Below are 14,407 nucleotides of genomic sequence, written 5' to 3' on the forward strand. Positions count from 1 at the left end.
GACTGCGCAAAAGCTAAATAATTGCTTTAGCGGAGTGCTGACCATGTTCATGTTGTTCAAAGCCCCGGCCTCGCGGCGTTTTCGTCTGGTGTTTCTGGCCACTGCTCTGCTTGGTTTTCTCGCGGCGTCGAGCACCCCCACGCCCTTGTATCACCTGTACCAGCAAGCGTGGCAGTTCTCGGCGGTGACCCTGACGCTGATCTTCGCCGTGTATGCCGTGAGCCTGTTGGCGGCGCTGTTGACGGTCGGTTCGCTGTCGGACTACCTGGGGCGGCGGCCGTTGATCTTTACCGCGCTGGTACTGGAAAGCGTCGCCATGCTGTTGTTCCTGCAGGCCGACAGTGTCAGTGGGTTGATCGCGGCGCGGATCCTGCAAGGCTTTGCCACCGGTATGGCCACCAGTGTGCTGGGGGCCGCGTTGCTGGATATCGACCGGGAACAGGGGCCGCTGGTCAACAGCCTGACCCCCTTGCTCGGCATGGCCAGCGGTGCGCTGGGTACTGGTTTGCTGGTGGAGTTTGCGCCTTGGCCGTTGCGCTTGGCGTACGGGCTGTTGCTTGGCCTGTTTGTGGCGCAGGCGTTGCTGGTGTGGCATTTGCCCGAGAGCGTCAGCCGCCAGCCCGGCGCCCTGGCATCGTTGCGCCCAGCCCTGCATGTACCGCCCCAGGCGCGGGCAGCGGTGTGGCGGATGTTGCCGGTGAACGTTGCCGGTTGGGCATTGGGCGGGTTCTTCCTGTCGCTGGCGCCGTCACTGGCGCGCGAGGCGACCGGGGCGACCTCCAACCTGGTGGGCGGCGGGCTGGTGGCGGCGTTGACGGTGACCGGCGCCGTGGCGATCTACCACCTGCGACTGCGCCCGGCCGGGCAGATCCTGCGCCTGGGCACTGGAGTGTTGCCGGCTGGGATGCTGTTGATCCTGCTGGCGTTGCATCGCGGTGAACTGGGGCTGTTTTTCATGGCCACGGTGGTCACCGGCGTCGGCTTTGGCGCGAGCTTCCTGGGCGCGCTACGCAGCATCATGCCGCTGGCCGAGGCCCACGAGCGTGCCGGGCTGATGGCGACATTCTATGTGCTGAGCTACCTGGCCTTCTGTGTGCCGGCCATGCTGGCCGGGTGGATGGTGCGCAGCTTCGGCCTGGTGCCGACCGGGGAGGTTTATGCGTTGGGGGTGATCATATTGTGTGCCGTGGCAGCGATTCTGAGCTTGCCGGTGCGGGCTTTGTCCCGCGGCTGACTGTGTTGGCCTCATCGCGGGGCAAGCCCGCTCCTACAGGATTTCATTGATCCTCTGTGGGAGCGGGCTTGCCCCGCGATGCTTTTAGTCCGAGAAAATCCGTTGCACGCCACCCCCATCAATCACCGCATCGATCAGCGCGCGGGCAGTCTCGATATGCTGGCCTGCGCCAGCGACGATTGAGCGGTCGTTGAGGGTGAGATGATCCAGCGCATCGCTCACTGTGGCTTCGGCGCAGCGCAGAAGTTGGCCTGCGTGCAGCAGGGCCTCTTCGGCAGGTATGCCTTCGCGGACGCTGAACATGCGGTTGGTGCCGAACGATGTGCTCGCGGTGGTCGTCTCGGTCAGGTCGAGACTAGGGGGATCGGGGACGATTTTCTTCATGGGTAACCTCTGTCAGTGGCGCAACCATCTTTCGCTGCTAAACGAAAGGTGGCAGCTGTACGCGGGTTAGCAGACCGGTGACAGAGAACCGGCGCACCCGAAGGTGCCCCACGTACAACCGCCATAACAGGGGTGTTCGTAGATCTCTGTCATTCTCGGACTGCTAAATCCGCTCATTGGATTTTCCAACGACGACAGCAGCCTAGGTCCATGACGGACATGGCACAACAGAGCAACGGCGCCGGAAGTATGATTCAGAACGGTCTGACAGAAAACACTTACGGCATTGCGATTTGTCGCTGCTGGTTGTGGGTTTATCGAGCTCGTTCAGGATCGCAATACCGAGCCCGCGGCTGACGGTACTGGCCTCATCGCGGGGCAAGCCCGCTCCCACGGGTTCACTGCAGAGCCAGTGGGAGCGGGCTTGCCCCGCGATGCTTTAATTCGGCGTTCGCCGAGCCCCCAGGTAATAAAACAGCGCCGCCAACAGCACCGAACCGATCAACAGGTAAAAGGTCGCCACCGGCACCAGGTGCGCCAGGGCAAAGCCGCAGATCACCGGGCCCAGCGCCGCGCCGAGGTTGGACAGGTTCTGCGCGCCGTAATACACCCCGCGCAGATGCTCCGGGGCGATGCTGTCGATGAACATGTACTCGGCAGGGATGACGATGATCTCGCCGAGGGTGAACACCAGCATCGCCAGGCACCAGACCAGCAGCGACTGGGCCAGCGAGAATCCCAGCAGGCCGACCAGGAACAGCGTCATGCCGGCGATCAGCCAGGGCATCAGCTGGCGGCTGCTGATGCGCCGGCCAATCACATACTGCAAGGCAATCACCGTGACCGCGTTGGTCGCCACCAGGTAGCTGATGTAGCGCGCCGCTTCGCTGGCGCTGCTGGTCACCACCAGGTACTGCGACAGGTAGGCGGTGAACTGGCCGAACACCACCGCACTGAGGGCACCGCCGAGGGTGAAGCAGATCAGCCGGCGGTCTTTCACCAGTTGCACGCCAACACTGAGAAACCCGGCCTGTTCGCTGCCTTCGACCCGCGCCCGCGCCGCGCGCTCGCCCCAGCGCCGGTAGCTCAGGCACATGGCCAGGCCGAGCAGCGCCGAGAGCAAAAACGGCAGGTGATCATCCAGCAGCACCAGCGCCACGCCGACGAAGGGCCCGACCGCGTAGGCGACGTTGCTCAGGGTGTACTTGATCGAGAACACTTCGCTGCGCTCCTCCAGCGGCAGCAGCGCGCAAAAGCCGGCCTTGGCGGCGATGTCCACCACCGCCAGGGCCAGGTTGATCAGCACCAGGCAGATGAAGAACAGGCTCAGCTCGCGGCTGACCACCGCGCCAATGAAGGCCAGGGTAAAGGTCAGGGTCGCGGCGATGATCACCGTGTAGCTGCGCAGGGTATCGATCAGGTAGCCGCCGTACAGGCTCAGCAATGAGGCGACGATCAGCGCGCCGCCGATCATCAGGCCGATGCCGCTGATGTCCAGGGCGAAGTTCTGTGCAAGGTAGACCACCAGGTAGGGCAGGGTGATCGCCCGGGCCAGGGTCAGGGTGAAGGTGGTCGCCAGCAGCAGACGAACTTGCGGTGCATAGCGTTTGATGGCGGTGAGCATTAACGACGTCCTTGTTGTTATCGGCGCTGAGCATACGCCTTGTGCAAGGCAATTTGTATATTGGTAAAACCGATAACAGATAGAGAAATTACCCGTTATATAGATATATTTTCCCAGCATAAGATGAACTCAACCTCACCGGAGGACAGGAGAATTCATCATGCCTTGCAGCCAAACCCGCACCTCGCCGTTACGCCCGCTGAGCCAGCTGGCGCATCCGCGTGAAGTGATCCGTCAGTTCACCCCCAACTGGTTCGCCGCGACCATGGGCACCGGCGTGCTCGCCCTGGCCCTGGCGCAGGTCGATGTACCCGGCCTGCACGCCTTGGCCGAATCCCTGTGGTTGCTGACCATCGGCCTGTTCGTGCTGTTTACCCTGCTGTACACCGCGCGCTGGGTGCTGTTCTTTGATGAAGCGCGGCGGATCTTCGCCCATTCCACCGTATCGATGTTCTTCGGCACCATCCCCATGGGCCTGGCGACCATCCTCAACGGTTGCCTGGTGTTCGGCATCAATCGCTGGGGCGAGGGCATCCTGCCCTGGGTCGAGGCGCTGTGGTGGTTCGACGTCGGCCTGGCACTGCTGTGCGGCGTGGCCATTCCCTACCTGATGTTCACCCGCCAGGAACACAGCATCGACCAGATGACCGCCGTGTGGCTGCTGCCGGTAGTGGCCGCGGAAGTCGCCGCTGCCAGCGGCGGCCTGCTGGCGCCGCACCTGGTGGATGCGCACGCGCAATTTCAGGTGCTGATCACTAGCTATGTGCTGTGGGCGGTGTCGTTGCCGGTGGCGTTCAGCATCCTCACCATCCTCATGCTGCGCATGGCCCTGCACAAACTGCCGCAGGCCAACATGGCCGCGTCGAGCTGGCTGGCCCTGGGGCCGATCGGTACCGGCGCCCTGGGCATGTTGCTGCTGGGGGCCGATGCCCCGGCGATCTTCGCTGCAAACGGCCTTGGTAACCTGGGTGAAGTCGCCCGCGGCCTGGGCCTGATTGCCGGCATCGTGTTGTGGGGTGCGGGCCTGTGGTGGTTACTGACGGCGGTGCTGATCACCCTGCGCTACATCCGCCACGGCATGCCGTTCAACCTCGGCTGGTGGGGCTTTACCTTCCCGCTCGGTGTGTACACCCTGGCCACCCTGAAACTGGCGGCCTGGCTGGGCCTGGGCTTCTTCCATGAGCTGGGCATGCTGCTGGTGGTGGCGCTGGCCGCACTCTGGCTGCTGGTCACCGCCCTGACCCTGCGCGGCGCCTGGCACGGTGAGCTGTTCGTGTCGCCATGCATTGCCGGTCTGAACAAGTAGATTGCATTTACCTGGGGGTTTGTGGCTTTGTGCGGCCTGCGCGTATCCAATAACAAAGCCCCACTCAGGTACACGGACGATGAGTCAATCTTCACAATTCAGCCTGCTTGGCAAACGGCGCTTCTTGCCGTTCTTCGTCACCCAGTCGCTGGGTGCGTTCAACGACAACCTGTTCAAGCAGTCGGTCATCCTGTTGTTTCTCTACAAGATCGCCAGCCCCCACGGCCAGGACACTGCCATCTGGGTCAACGCCTGCGCCTTGATGTTCATCCTGCCGTTCTTCCTGTTCTCGGCGCTGGCCGGGCAGTTCGGTGAGAAATACGCCAAGGACGCGCTGATCCGCGTGATCAAGCTGGCCGAGATCGCGATCATGGCGGTCGGGGCCATTGGCATCATGACCCAGATGCCCTTGCTGATGCTCCTGGCGTTGTTCGGCATGGGCACCCATTCGGCCATGTTCGGCCCGGTGAAGTACTCGATCATGCCCCAGGCCCTGCGCGAGGAAGAGCTGGTCGGCGGCAACGGCCTGGTGGAAATGGGCACCTTCCTGGCGATCCTCGCCGGCACCATTTGTGCCGGGGTGTTGATGTCCAGCGCCGATTACGGCGTCTGGGCTGCGTCGGCGGTGGTGCTGGTGGCCGTGCTGGGCTACCTGGCCAGTCGCAGCATCCCGCGCGCCGCAGCTTCTACACCGGAGCTGAAAATCAACTGGGACATCGCCAGCCAGACCCTGGCCACCCTGCGCATGGGCCTTCAGCAGACACCCGCGGTGTCGCGCTCGATCGTCGGCAACTCATGGTTCTGGTTCATCGGCGCGGTGTACCTGACGCAAATCCCCGGTTACGCCCAGCAATGGCTGCACGGCGACGAGACCGTGGTGACCCTGATCCTTACCCTGTTCTCGGTGGGCATCGCCGTCGGTTCGCTGTTGTGCGAGCGCATGAGCGGGCACAAGGTGGAAATCGGCCTGGTGCCGTTCGGCTCTTTCGGCCTGAGCCTGTTCGGCCTGCTCTGGTGGTGGCACTCCGGCGAGATCCTGCCGGCGGCCGCGCCTTACGACTGGCTGGCGGTACTGGGCATCGGCCAGGCCTGGTGGGTGCTGGGGTCGATTCTCGGCCTGGGTGTGTTCGGCGGCTTCTATATCGTGCCGCTGTATGCACTGATCCAGTCACGTACCCCGGTGGATCAGCGCTCGCGGGTGATTGCCGCCAACAACATCCTCAATGCACTGTTCATGGTGGTCTCGGCGATCTTCAGCGTGGTGCTGCTGAGCTTCCTGGAACTGAGCATCCCGCAACTGTTCCTGGTGGTGTCGCTGCTCAATATCGCGGTGAATTTCTATATCTTCCGCATCGTCCCCGAGTTCACCATGCGTTTCATGATCTGGCTGCTCAGCCATTCCATGTACCGCGTCGAGCACCGTGACCTGCAGCAGATTCCTGATCAGGGCGCAGCACTGTTGGTCTGCAACCATGTGTCGTTCGTCGATGCACTGCTGATCGGTGGCGCGGTACGTCGGCCGATCCGCTTCGTCATGTACTACAAGATCTACCGCTTGCCGGTACTCAACTTCATCTTCCGCACCGCCGGGGCGATTCCGATTGCCGGGCGCAGCGAAGATGCCGAGACCTACGAGCGCGCGTTCAAGCAGATCGCTGCGTATCTGGCCGATGGAGAGCTGGTGTGCATCTTCCCTGAAGGCAAGCTGACCACCGACGGTGAAATCGACGAGTTCAAGGGCGGTGTGAGCCGGATCATCGAGCAGACGCCGGTGCCGGTGATCCCGTTGGCGTTGCAGGGCTTGTGGGGGAGTTTCTTCAGCCGCGACCCGGCCAAGGGGTTCTTCCGCCGCTTGTGGTCGCGGGTGACCCTGGTGGCCGGTTCTGCCGTCCCGGTAGAGGCGGCGGAACCGGCGTTGCTGCGTGAGCGGGTCAGCGAGCTGCGCGGCGACTCACGCTGAAGGGGCAGGGCTGGGTCAGCTGGCGCTGACCTTGAGCCCGACCAGGCCGCAGATGATCAGCGCCACACTGACCAGACGCACCAGGGCCATGGATTCGCCGAACAGGATGATCCCGGCGATCACCGTGCCGACTGCGCCGACTCCGGTCCAGATCGCGTAGGCGGTGCCCAGCGGCAGTTCTTTCATGGCCAGGCCCAGCAGGCCGAGGCTGATGACCATGGCGCCGACGGTGAGGACGGTGGGCAGGGGGCGGGAAAAGCCGTCGGTGTACTTCAGGCCGACGGCCCAGCCGACTTCGAACAGGCCGGCGAAAAACAGGATGATCCAGGACATGCAGAGTCTCCATCAAGTGATGGGGCCGTCCCCGGAATGGTCACGCGGTGCGTCGTGAGGCCGTCCTCACAGGGGGCACAAGCTATCAGCTGCAAGCTACAAGCTGCAAGCAAAGGCAGCGCGCGTGGCTGTTGCTCTTTCTTGCAGCTTGAAGCTTGAAGCTTGCAGCTTAAAGTCAGATCCCCTGCGGAATCTCCTCCCCACCCAACGCCTCGAACAGCGCCGGCAGGAACTCGCCAAAGGTCAGCATCATCAGGGTGAAGCTGGCATCGAGCTGGCCCAGGGCCTCGTCGCCGCCGTCTTCTTCGGCCTGGTCCTGCAGCAGCTCTTCAAAGCGCAGGCGCTTGATGACCATCTTGTCGTCGAGCACGAACGACAGTTTGTCCTGCCAGGCCAGCGACAGTTGCGTGACCACCTTGCCGGTGCCCAGGTGCAGCTGGATCTCGTCGCTGGTCAGGTCCTGGCGCTTGCAACGGACGATGCCGCCGTCTTCGTGGGTGTCGCGCAGCTCGCACTCATCCAGTACATAGAAGTCAGGCGCGGCCTGCTGGGTCTTGACCCAGTCGGTCATGGTCGCGCTCGGGGCGATCTTCACAGTCACCGGGCGCACCGGCAGCGAGCCGATGACTTCACGCAGGGTCGACAGCAGGTCTTCGGCACGCTTGGCGCTGGCCGAGTTGACCAGGATCAGGCCTTGCTTGGGGGCGATGGCGGCGAAGATCATCGAGCGGCGAATAAAGGCGCGCGGCAGGAAGGCCTGGATGATCTCGTCCTTGATCTGGTCGCGCTCCTTCTTATAGACCTTGCGCATCTGCTCGGCTTCGATCTCGTCGATCTTCTCTTTAACCGCATCGCGCACGACGCTGCCCGGCAGGATGCGCTCTTCTTTACGCGCGGCAATCAGCAGGAAGTCGCCGCTGACATGCACCAGCGGTGCGTCTTCACCTTTGCCGAACGGGGCGACGAAGCCGTAAGTGGTCAACTCCTGGCTGGCGCATGGGCGAGCCGGCTTGCTGGCCAGAGCGGTTTCCAGTGCCTCGGGGTCGAACGAAATGTCCTGGGTCAGGCGGTAGGTCAGCAGGTTTTTGAACCACATGGGGTGAATCTCTCCTCAACACATAAGGAGGGCATTAAACTCCGAGCGGGCACTTCAGGCCAAGCACCGCTAAGTCTTTGGAACGCCTCAAAAATTTTTTTAAAAAAGTGCTTGCCAGAGTGTTCGGTGCTCCGTAGAATGCGCGCCACACCGAGACGAAGGGTGATTAGCTCAGCTGGGAGAGCATCTGCCTTACAAGCAGAGGGTCGGCGGTTCGATCCCGTCATCACCCACCACTTCTCAGTGTATCGCGCAGCGGTAGTTCAGTCGGTTAGAATACCGGCCTGTCACGCCGGGGGTCGCGGGTTCGAGTCCCGTCCGCTGCGCCATATTTAGCTTCCAGGGCCCACTGAACACCCGGAAGCAACAAAGAAAGCGACCTTAGGGTCGCTTTTTTTGTTTCTGGAATTCGTCCAGAATCCACCAGTACGCTGGGACGCTACTGTTTTGCTCCGTGCCAGCACCACTTCTGAGCAAGAGAACGAACATGCAGGATGCAAGCACTTCCCCGGCGCCAATGCTGGGTATCGACCTGGGCACCACCAACAGCCTGGTGGCGGTCTGGCAGGATGGCCGGGCACAACTGATCCCCAACGCCCTTGGCGACGTGCTCACGCCTTCGGTGGTCAGCCTCGACGAAGACGGCAGCATCCTGGTCGGCAAGGCCGCACGCTCACGCCTGACTACCCATCCGCAACGCACCGCCGCCGCCTTCAAGCGCTTCATGGGCAGCGAAAAAAAGATCACCCTCGGTGACCAGGTATTCAGCCCCGAAGAACTGTCGGCGCTGGTGCTCGGTGCACTCAAGGCCGATGCCGAAGCGTTTCTCGGTTGCCCGATCAGCGAAGCGGTGATTTCCGTGCCGGCCTATTTCAGCGACGAGCAGCGCAAGCGCACCAGCTTTGCCGCCGAGCTTGCCGGCCTGAAAGTCCAGCGCCTGATCAACGAACCGACCGCCGCAGCCATGGCCTACGGCCTGCACGAGCAGAAATTCGAACGCACATTGATCTTCGATCTCGGTGGCGGCACCTTCGACGTGACTGTACTGGAATACGCGCTGCCGCTGATCGAGGTGCATGCCTCGACCGGCGACAACTTCCTCGGCGGCGAAGATTTTACCGGCGCCTTGCTGCAGGCCTGCCTGCAGCACTGGCAACTCAAGCCGGCGATGCTTGCGCCCCAGGCCCTGGCCAGCCTTGCCGATGCCATCGAGCAGCTCAAGTGCAAGCTGGGCGAGGGCGAGCAGCACTTGAGCTGGAACGGTGACGGCGTCAGCCGCCACTGGTCGCTCGATGAAGCCCGTGCGCAGAAGATCTGGGCGCCGTTGCTGGCGCGGATTCGTGCACCGATCGAGCAGGCCCTGCGCGATGCACGCCTGCGCGCCAGCGACCTCGACAGCCTGGTGCTGGTCGGCGGTGCCACGCGCATGCCGGTAATCCAGCAGATGGTCTCGACCCTGTTCGGCCGCCTGCCTTACCGCTACCTCGACCCGGACACCATCGTTGCCCTCGGTGCTGCCACCCAGGCGGCGTGCAAGGCGCGCGATTCGGCGATCGAAGAGCTGATCCTCACCGATGTCTGCCCCTACACCCTGGGTATCGCCGCGATGGATGGCGAATACCAGACCGAGATCTTTGCGCCGATCATCGACCGTAATACCGTGATCCCTACGTCACGGATCAAGCCGTTCTACAGCACTCATATTGAACAGACAGCCATCAGCATCCGCGTCTATCAAGGCGAGCGGCCCTGGGTCGAAGACAACATCTTTGTCGATTCCTTCAAGATCCCGCTGACCCCGAACGGCAAGATCCAGCGCCTGGACGTGCGCTTCAGCTATGACATCAACGGCCTGTTGGAAGTCGATGTGACCTTGCCGCAGACTCGCGAGCAGTTCAGTCACGTGATCGATCGCAGCCCCACCGGGCTGGATGACGACGCGCGCCAAGCCAGCCACGAACGCCTTGCCGGGCTGAAGATCCACCCGCGCGATGCCTTGCCCAACCGCACCTTGCTGGCACGCCTGGAGCGGGCCTGGGCGCAGAGCCTGGGGGCTGAACGCGATGCGATCGGCGACTGGCTCAATGAGTTCAGCGCGATCCTGGCCGGCCAGGAGTCGACCGAGATCGCCGGCGCTCGCCAGCGCCTCATCGAGGCGCTGGACGACATGCGTTACTGACCGTTGAGCCGTCGCAGGGCGGCTTGCAGGCCACCCTGCAGGTTGTCCTGCGGCTGATTGACGGGCGGCACGCCGTAGCGGTTGGGCAGCGGTTCGCCCGGCAGGAGCAGCAGCACCAGCGGCAAGAAGTGCAGGAACGGGATCAGCATCACGAAGATGATCATCATCGGGATGCCCCGGCCAATGTCGTGCAGGCGGCGCAGGGTGGCGCTGCCGAGCAGGCCGACGAACAGCAGGCCGAAGAAGATCTGCTCGACTGCACTGCTGGCCATCAGGGTCAGGATCGGCCCGAGAAGGATGCTGGCGACTACCTGCACGCCGTAACCCTTGCGGCCCAGGCGGCTACCGATTTTCCACACGTGCGAGGCCGGTACCGGTTGGCTGCCGGAGTTGGCCAGCAGCAGGCGCTCGGACCACGACAACAAGGCGGTCAGGGCTGCGCGAATGCCGGCGTCCATGCCCGGGTAATCCTTGCCGCGCTGCAATTCCTTGAGCACCTTGGCCCGCGGCACCCCGGCGCTGCCGTAACGCGCCAGGTCCTTGAGGCTGTCGAGCATGCTGTAGAACAGCGTGCTGTTGATCAGCTCGTCTTCCTCCAGCACCTTGCGCGGCGGGCGCACCGGCTCGCCCTTGATCAGGCCGTTGCGAAACGGTTCGAACCAGGCATCCGGGCAGGTCAGGGTCGAGATGCGCCGCAGCAGGCTGCCATGCTGTTCGGCGTTCAGGCTCGGGTCGTGATAGAGAATGGCGCACAGCACCATCATGCCCAGTACGTCATCATCGAAGGCGTGCGGGTCGTTTTCCAGGCAGGCGTACAGTTTCAGGTTGCTGGGCAGCTTGGCGCTGTCCAGGGCTTGCTGCACCGTCGACAGGCGCTGGCCGATAAAGCCTTGCAGCGGGTCGTTGTCATCCAGCCAGCCGAGCAGGCCATCGACGTTGCCTTGCTGGCCCTGCAGGCGTAGCAGCAACTGCTGCAGGCCGGCGAACGGATGGCCGGCCGGGTATGGCAGGCTGGCCAGCAACTGCGCTGGCACCATCGCCAGCCAGCGTTGGGGCTGGTCAACCAGGGCGAGCATGAACAGGTTCTGCCGGTGCCAGGTCCACAGACCATCGTCGGCAGGCGGGCGCGGCAGTTCGATGCCGGCTTCGGCAAGGTCCGAAAGCAGCTGCACGCCGAAAGGCGTCGGCATCAGGTTGGCCGGCTTGATCAGCGCGGTCAGCTTGGGCAGGGTGGCGGCCGGGTAGCTGCGCATCCGCCGCAGCCAGTCGCGGGCTACCGACAGGCCGCTGCCTTCGCAGAGCACTTCGGGCAGTTGCGGCTGTGGCGAAGGGCTGTTGATGAAGGCGGTCAGGGCCAGGGCCAGCGGTGACTGCTCGAGCCAGCGCAACTGTTGCTCGGCCTGGTACTTGAAGCCTTCGATGATCAGTTGATCCAGCGGGTCGTCGCCCAGCGGCTCGGCCATGATCTGCCGCAGCAGGCCGCTGTCACCACGGTGCAGCGCCCAGGCGTGGCGGTACAGGCGCTGCAGCTGGCGATCCGGCTGGTCGTCGAGCAGCCAGGCCAGCAGCGGCAGTTCGTCTTTGCCGTCCAGGCGCCATTTGACGAAAATCCCGGCGATGCCTTCGTGCTCGTCACGTGCGGCTTCGAACCAGCGTGTCAGGGTTTCCGGGCGCTGCGACGGGCTGCCCCAGATCTGCGCCAGATCGTTCAAGTCTTGTGGCCATTGGTACACCGGCTCCAGGCGATCAAGGGCCTGGATCAACAGCGGCAGGCGCTGCGGTTGGTGCTGGGCGCACAGGTTGAGCAGCCAGCGTCCCGCTTCCGGGTGCTGGTGCTCGCACCACAGGCGGGTCCAGCACTGGCGGGCGAGTTCTTCCTGGCCGGTGTCGCTGGCCTGGCAGGCGAGCAGGTACAGCAGGTCGATATCGTCCGGTGCCTGGCGTTGCTGCTCGGCGATCATGGCAAAGAAGCTGGTACTGCCGATGCCGGCCTGGCACAGCTTGACCATCAGGCGCTGGATAAAGGCCGGGTCATCCGGGAACGGCAGGCAGGTGTGCAGGGTGACGAAGCTCTCGAACTCGAACAGCGGCCGGGTGTGGTAGAGGAAATCCAGGTTCCTGGCGAACCACAGGGTTTCTATTTGCGCTTCTATCGACCAGTGCTTCATCACGCCGGTGTCAAACGGGTCCGGCTCGCTGATGCGTTCAAGAAATTCATCAGCCTGGCGCGGATCTTCCAGGCGCAGTACCTCGTTTTCCCAACCCAGGTGCCTGGCCATCAGTTGCACGCAGGCGTGCGACAACGGGCCGGTCTCCATCAGCTTGTACAGCAAGTGCCAGCTGACCTGTTCCTGGTCACCCAGGGTCAGGCTGGCGAAACCATCGATGAAGGCCTGCCAGGCTGGCGGGTCGAAGCGGCGGGTCGGGTCGCCGAGCAGCTTGGAAAAGTCGCTCATGGTCTGTTCGATCAGTGCATTGCGCACCAGCACCGGCTCGTCGTGCTCAGGGGCCTCATCCTGCTCGTCGCGGGCCAGGCGCAGGGCGTGCTCGTAAGCCTCGCGCAGGGCCTGGAAACCCTGCGGGTCGGTTTCCGGGTGGTGCTGCGGCAACAGCGCGCGGTAAGCGCCGCGGATGACATCGGGGTCGTTGGTCGGCTCGATGCCCAGGCGAATCCAGCAGCTCATGACCAGCCTCCTTGCAGGGTGTCGGGGCGTTCCGGCAGGTTCAGCGGCAGCTCCCAGGGGATGCTGGCGAAAAAGCCCAGGGCGTCCTGGCTCAGGTTCATCATGATGCAGCGGTTCCAGTGTTCGCTGCCCTGGCGCTCCAGGCACTGCGCCAGTTCTTCGTCGCTGGCGCTGGAGCAGTTCCACAGCGCCTTGCCAAACAGGTAGCCGGCCAGGTAGCGGTCCCAGCTGTTGTAGTAGTGCCGTGCACGCAGGGCCAGGCGGCCTTGCAGCCAGTGGCTTTCAGCGATGCTGAGGTAGCCCTTGCGCAACCCTGCCCGCAGCAGATAACCCATGCGCCCCAGGTCCCAGGCGCGCACGCCGCCCTGGCCGCAGTCGGCCAGGGTGCGCCGGGCGAACTCGTACTGGATGCGCTTGCGCGGTGTCAGCGCTTCAAGCACCTGCGGCCATTCGCTGGGCAGGCAGCGCGCGGCTTGCCAGTAGGCGTCCTTGAGCTCCAGGGCGTGGCCGGTGTCGGCCATGCTGAGCATGTTCAGCAACTCCTGGCGATTGTTGATGCCCCACCACTTTTTAAGGTCGGTCTCGTCTTCGTCGTAGGTCTCGAAGTAGGTCGCGGCGGTGTAGCTGGCGCCGTTGAGGGCGGCCATGGGGGCGGAAAGGGCGTACAGCCAGTGCTGCTCGATTTCTTCCATGAAAAAGCTCCGGGGCCGGTAGGGGAATGTGCGGGTGCCGGCCGTAATGGCGCGGATTGTAGAGAGCCGCGCGGTGCGCGGCAAACCGGATTCGCCGACTTAGGCGCTGGCCAGCATGGCGCGCTCTTCCTCGCGCAGGGTCAGCACCTCAAAGCCCTCGGCGGTGACGGCGATGGTGTGTTCCCATTGCGCCGACAAGCTGCGGTCGCGGGTGATCACCGTCCAGCCATCCTTGAGGGTGCGCACCCCGCGCCCGCCCTGGTTGATCATCGGTTCGATGGTAAACACCATGCCTGGCTTGAGCTGCAGGCCGCTGCCCTTGTGGCCGTAGTGCAGCACCTCGGGCGCCTCGTGCATCTGCCGACCAATGCCATGGCCGCAGTACTCGCGCACCACGTTGTAGCCAGCCGCTTCGGCATGGCGCTGGATGGCGTAGCCGATATCGCCCAGGGTCGCTCCCGGGCGTACCTGGCGGATGCCCTGCCAGAGCGCGGCATAGGTGGTGTCGACCAGGTGCCGGGCGGCGGCATCGATCTGCCCCAGGCAATACATCTTCGACGAGTCGGCAATGTAGCCGCCGTGCTCAAGGGTGATGTCGACATTGACGATGGAGCCGGCCTTGAGCACCTCGTCGGCATGCGGCACGCCGTGGCACACCACATGGTCGACCGAGGTGTTCAGCGAATAGGCGAAGCCGTACTGGCCCTTGCTCGCCGGGCGCGCCTTGAGCACATCGACGATAAAGGCCTCGGCCCGGTCGTTGATCTGCAGGGTGCTGACCCCGGGGGCGATGAAGCTGTCGAGGTGGGCGAACACCTGGCTCAACAATTGCCCGGCATTGCGCATCAGGGCCAGCTGTTCGGCGTTTTTGAGGACCACTTGGCTCATGGGGGAAGGTATTTCGTCTCTCGGAAT

At 63.6% G+C, this 14,407-nt stretch carries 11 protein-coding genes and 2 tRNA genes; 6 read left to right on the forward strand and 7 right to left on the reverse strand.

Features of this window, described 5'->3' with window-relative positions; translation table 11 throughout:
• Positions 1–43: 43 nt before the first annotated feature.
• Positions 44–1,234: an MFS transporter gene (locus JV241A_RS06400; protein ID WP_134061618.1), complete on the forward strand. Its 1,191-nt coding sequence runs from the start codon at positions 44–46 to the stop codon at positions 1,232–1,234.
• A gap of 84 nt (positions 1,235–1,318) precedes the next feature.
• Here JV241A_RS06400 and JV241A_RS06405 read toward each other — a convergent pair whose 3' ends face one another.
• Positions 1,319–1,618, reverse strand: a complete 300-nt coding sequence (locus JV241A_RS06405) for a DUF3077 domain-containing protein (RefSeq protein WP_010224261.1) — start codon at positions 1,616–1,618, stop codon at positions 1,319–1,321.
• A gap of 439 nt (positions 1,619–2,057) precedes the next feature.
• Entirely contained in the window at positions 2,058–3,242 is a 1,185-nt protein-coding gene (locus JV241A_RS06410) for an MFS transporter (protein ID WP_134061620.1), read from the reverse strand.
• A gap of 160 nt (positions 3,243–3,402) precedes the next feature.
• Between JV241A_RS06410 and JV241A_RS06415 the strand changes: the two genes are divergently transcribed.
• Both JV241A_RS06415 and JV241A_RS06420 read left to right on the forward strand, forming a co-directional pair.
• Complete coding sequence (locus tag JV241A_RS06415) at positions 3,403–4,548, forward strand: TDT family transporter (RefSeq protein WP_115085765.1); 1,146 nt, start codon at positions 3,403–3,405, stop codon at positions 4,546–4,548.
• Between the two features lie 79 nt (positions 4,549–4,627).
• The gene (locus JV241A_RS06420) at positions 4,628–6,508 is read left to right on the forward strand and encodes an MFS transporter (RefSeq protein WP_115085766.1); all 1,881 of its coding nucleotides are present in this window, start codon (positions 4,628–4,630) and stop codon (positions 6,506–6,508) included.
• A 15-nt stretch (positions 6,509–6,523) separates the two neighbouring features.
• Here JV241A_RS06420 and sugE read toward each other — a convergent pair whose 3' ends face one another.
• Entirely contained in the window at positions 6,524–6,841 is a 318-nt protein-coding gene (gene sugE / locus JV241A_RS06425; RefSeq protein WP_038993957.1) for a quaternary ammonium compound efflux SMR transporter SugE, read from the reverse strand.
• Positions 6,842–7,016: 175 nt separating this feature from the next.
• Positions 7,017–7,937: a recombination-associated protein RdgC gene (gene rdgC, locus JV241A_RS06430; RefSeq protein WP_115085768.1), complete on the reverse strand. Its 921-nt coding sequence runs from the start codon at positions 7,935–7,937 to the stop codon at positions 7,017–7,019.
• 160 nt (positions 7,938–8,097) lie between these two features.
• On the opposite strand from rdgC, the gene JV241A_RS06435 reads away from it, so the two are divergent.
• The 3 genes from JV241A_RS06435 to JV241A_RS06445 all read left to right on the forward strand — a co-directional run bounded on the left by JV241A_RS06435 (position 8,098) and on the right by JV241A_RS06445 (position 10,116).
• A tRNA-Val gene (locus JV241A_RS06435) sits at positions 8,098–8,173 on the forward strand.
• A gap of 16 nt (positions 8,174–8,189) precedes the next feature.
• Positions 8,190–8,266, forward strand: a tRNA-Asp gene (locus JV241A_RS06440).
• A gap of 158 nt (positions 8,267–8,424) precedes the next feature.
• A complete protein-coding gene (locus tag JV241A_RS06445) occupies positions 8,425–10,116 on the forward strand; it encodes a molecular chaperone HscC (RefSeq protein ID WP_134061622.1) in 1,692 nt (563 codons plus the stop codon).
• On the opposite strand, the gene JV241A_RS06450 is transcribed toward JV241A_RS06445, so the two are convergent.
• From JV241A_RS06450 to map, 3 genes are all read right to left on the reverse strand, one after another.
• Entirely contained in the window at positions 10,110–12,800 is a 2,691-nt protein-coding gene (locus tag JV241A_RS06450; protein WP_134061624.1) for a DUF805 domain-containing protein, read from the reverse strand. The genes JV241A_RS06445 and JV241A_RS06450 overlap by 7 nt on opposite strands.
• Positions 12,797–13,492, reverse strand: a complete 696-nt coding sequence (locus JV241A_RS06455) for a DUF1266 domain-containing protein (RefSeq protein WP_115085771.1) — start codon at positions 13,490–13,492, stop codon at positions 12,797–12,799. The genes JV241A_RS06450 and JV241A_RS06455 overlap by 4 nt, the downstream gene beginning before the upstream one ends.
• A gap of 99 nt (positions 13,493–13,591) precedes the next feature.
• Positions 13,592–14,380, reverse strand: coding sequence for a type I methionyl aminopeptidase (gene map, locus JV241A_RS06460; protein WP_134061626.1), 789 nt, complete (start codon positions 14,378–14,380; stop codon positions 13,592–13,594).
• Positions 14,381–14,407 lie beyond the last annotated feature (27 nt).

The sequence above is a fragment of the Pseudomonas sp. JV241A genome (assembly GCF_900275665.1).
GTDB lineage: Bacteria > Pseudomonadota > Gammaproteobacteria > Pseudomonadales > Pseudomonadaceae > Aquipseudomonas > Aquipseudomonas wadenswilerensis.

Excerpts from the sequence above, each read along its gene's own strand:
- rdgC (WP_115085768.1), bottom strand. The coding sequence starts at position 7,937 with ATGTGGTTCAAAAACCTGCTGACCTACCGCCTGACCCAGGACATTTCG.
- JV241A_RS06400 (WP_134061618.1), top strand. The coding sequence starts at position 44 with ATGTTCATGTTGTTCAAAGCCCCGGCCTCGCGGCGTTTTCGTCTGGTG.
- sugE (WP_038993957.1), bottom strand. The coding sequence starts at position 6,841 with ATGTCCTGGATCATCCTGTTTTTCGCCGGCCTGTTCGAAGTCGGCTGG.
- JV241A_RS06455 (WP_115085771.1), bottom strand. The coding sequence starts at position 13,492 with ATGGAAGAAATCGAGCAGCACTGGCTGTACGCCCTTTCCGCCCCCATG.
- JV241A_RS06450 (WP_134061624.1), bottom strand. The coding sequence starts at position 12,800 with ATGAGCTGCTGGATTCGCCTGGGCATCGAGCCGACCAACGACCCCGAT.
- JV241A_RS06410 (WP_134061620.1), bottom strand. The coding sequence starts at position 3,242 with ATGCTCACCGCCATCAAACGCTATGCACCGCAAGTTCGTCTGCTGCTG.
- JV241A_RS06405 (WP_010224261.1), bottom strand. The coding sequence starts at position 1,618 with ATGAAGAAAATCGTCCCCGATCCCCCTAGTCTCGACCTGACCGAGACG.
- JV241A_RS06445 (WP_134061622.1), top strand. The coding sequence starts at position 8,425 with ATGCAGGATGCAAGCACTTCCCCGGCGCCAATGCTGGGTATCGACCTG.
- JV241A_RS06420 (WP_115085766.1), top strand. The coding sequence starts at position 4,628 with ATGAGTCAATCTTCACAATTCAGCCTGCTTGGCAAACGGCGCTTCTTG.
- map (WP_134061626.1), bottom strand. The coding sequence starts at position 14,380 with ATGAGCCAAGTGGTCCTCAAAAACGCCGAACAGCTGGCCCTGATGCGC.
- JV241A_RS06415 (WP_115085765.1), top strand. The coding sequence starts at position 3,403 with ATGCCTTGCAGCCAAACCCGCACCTCGCCGTTACGCCCGCTGAGCCAG.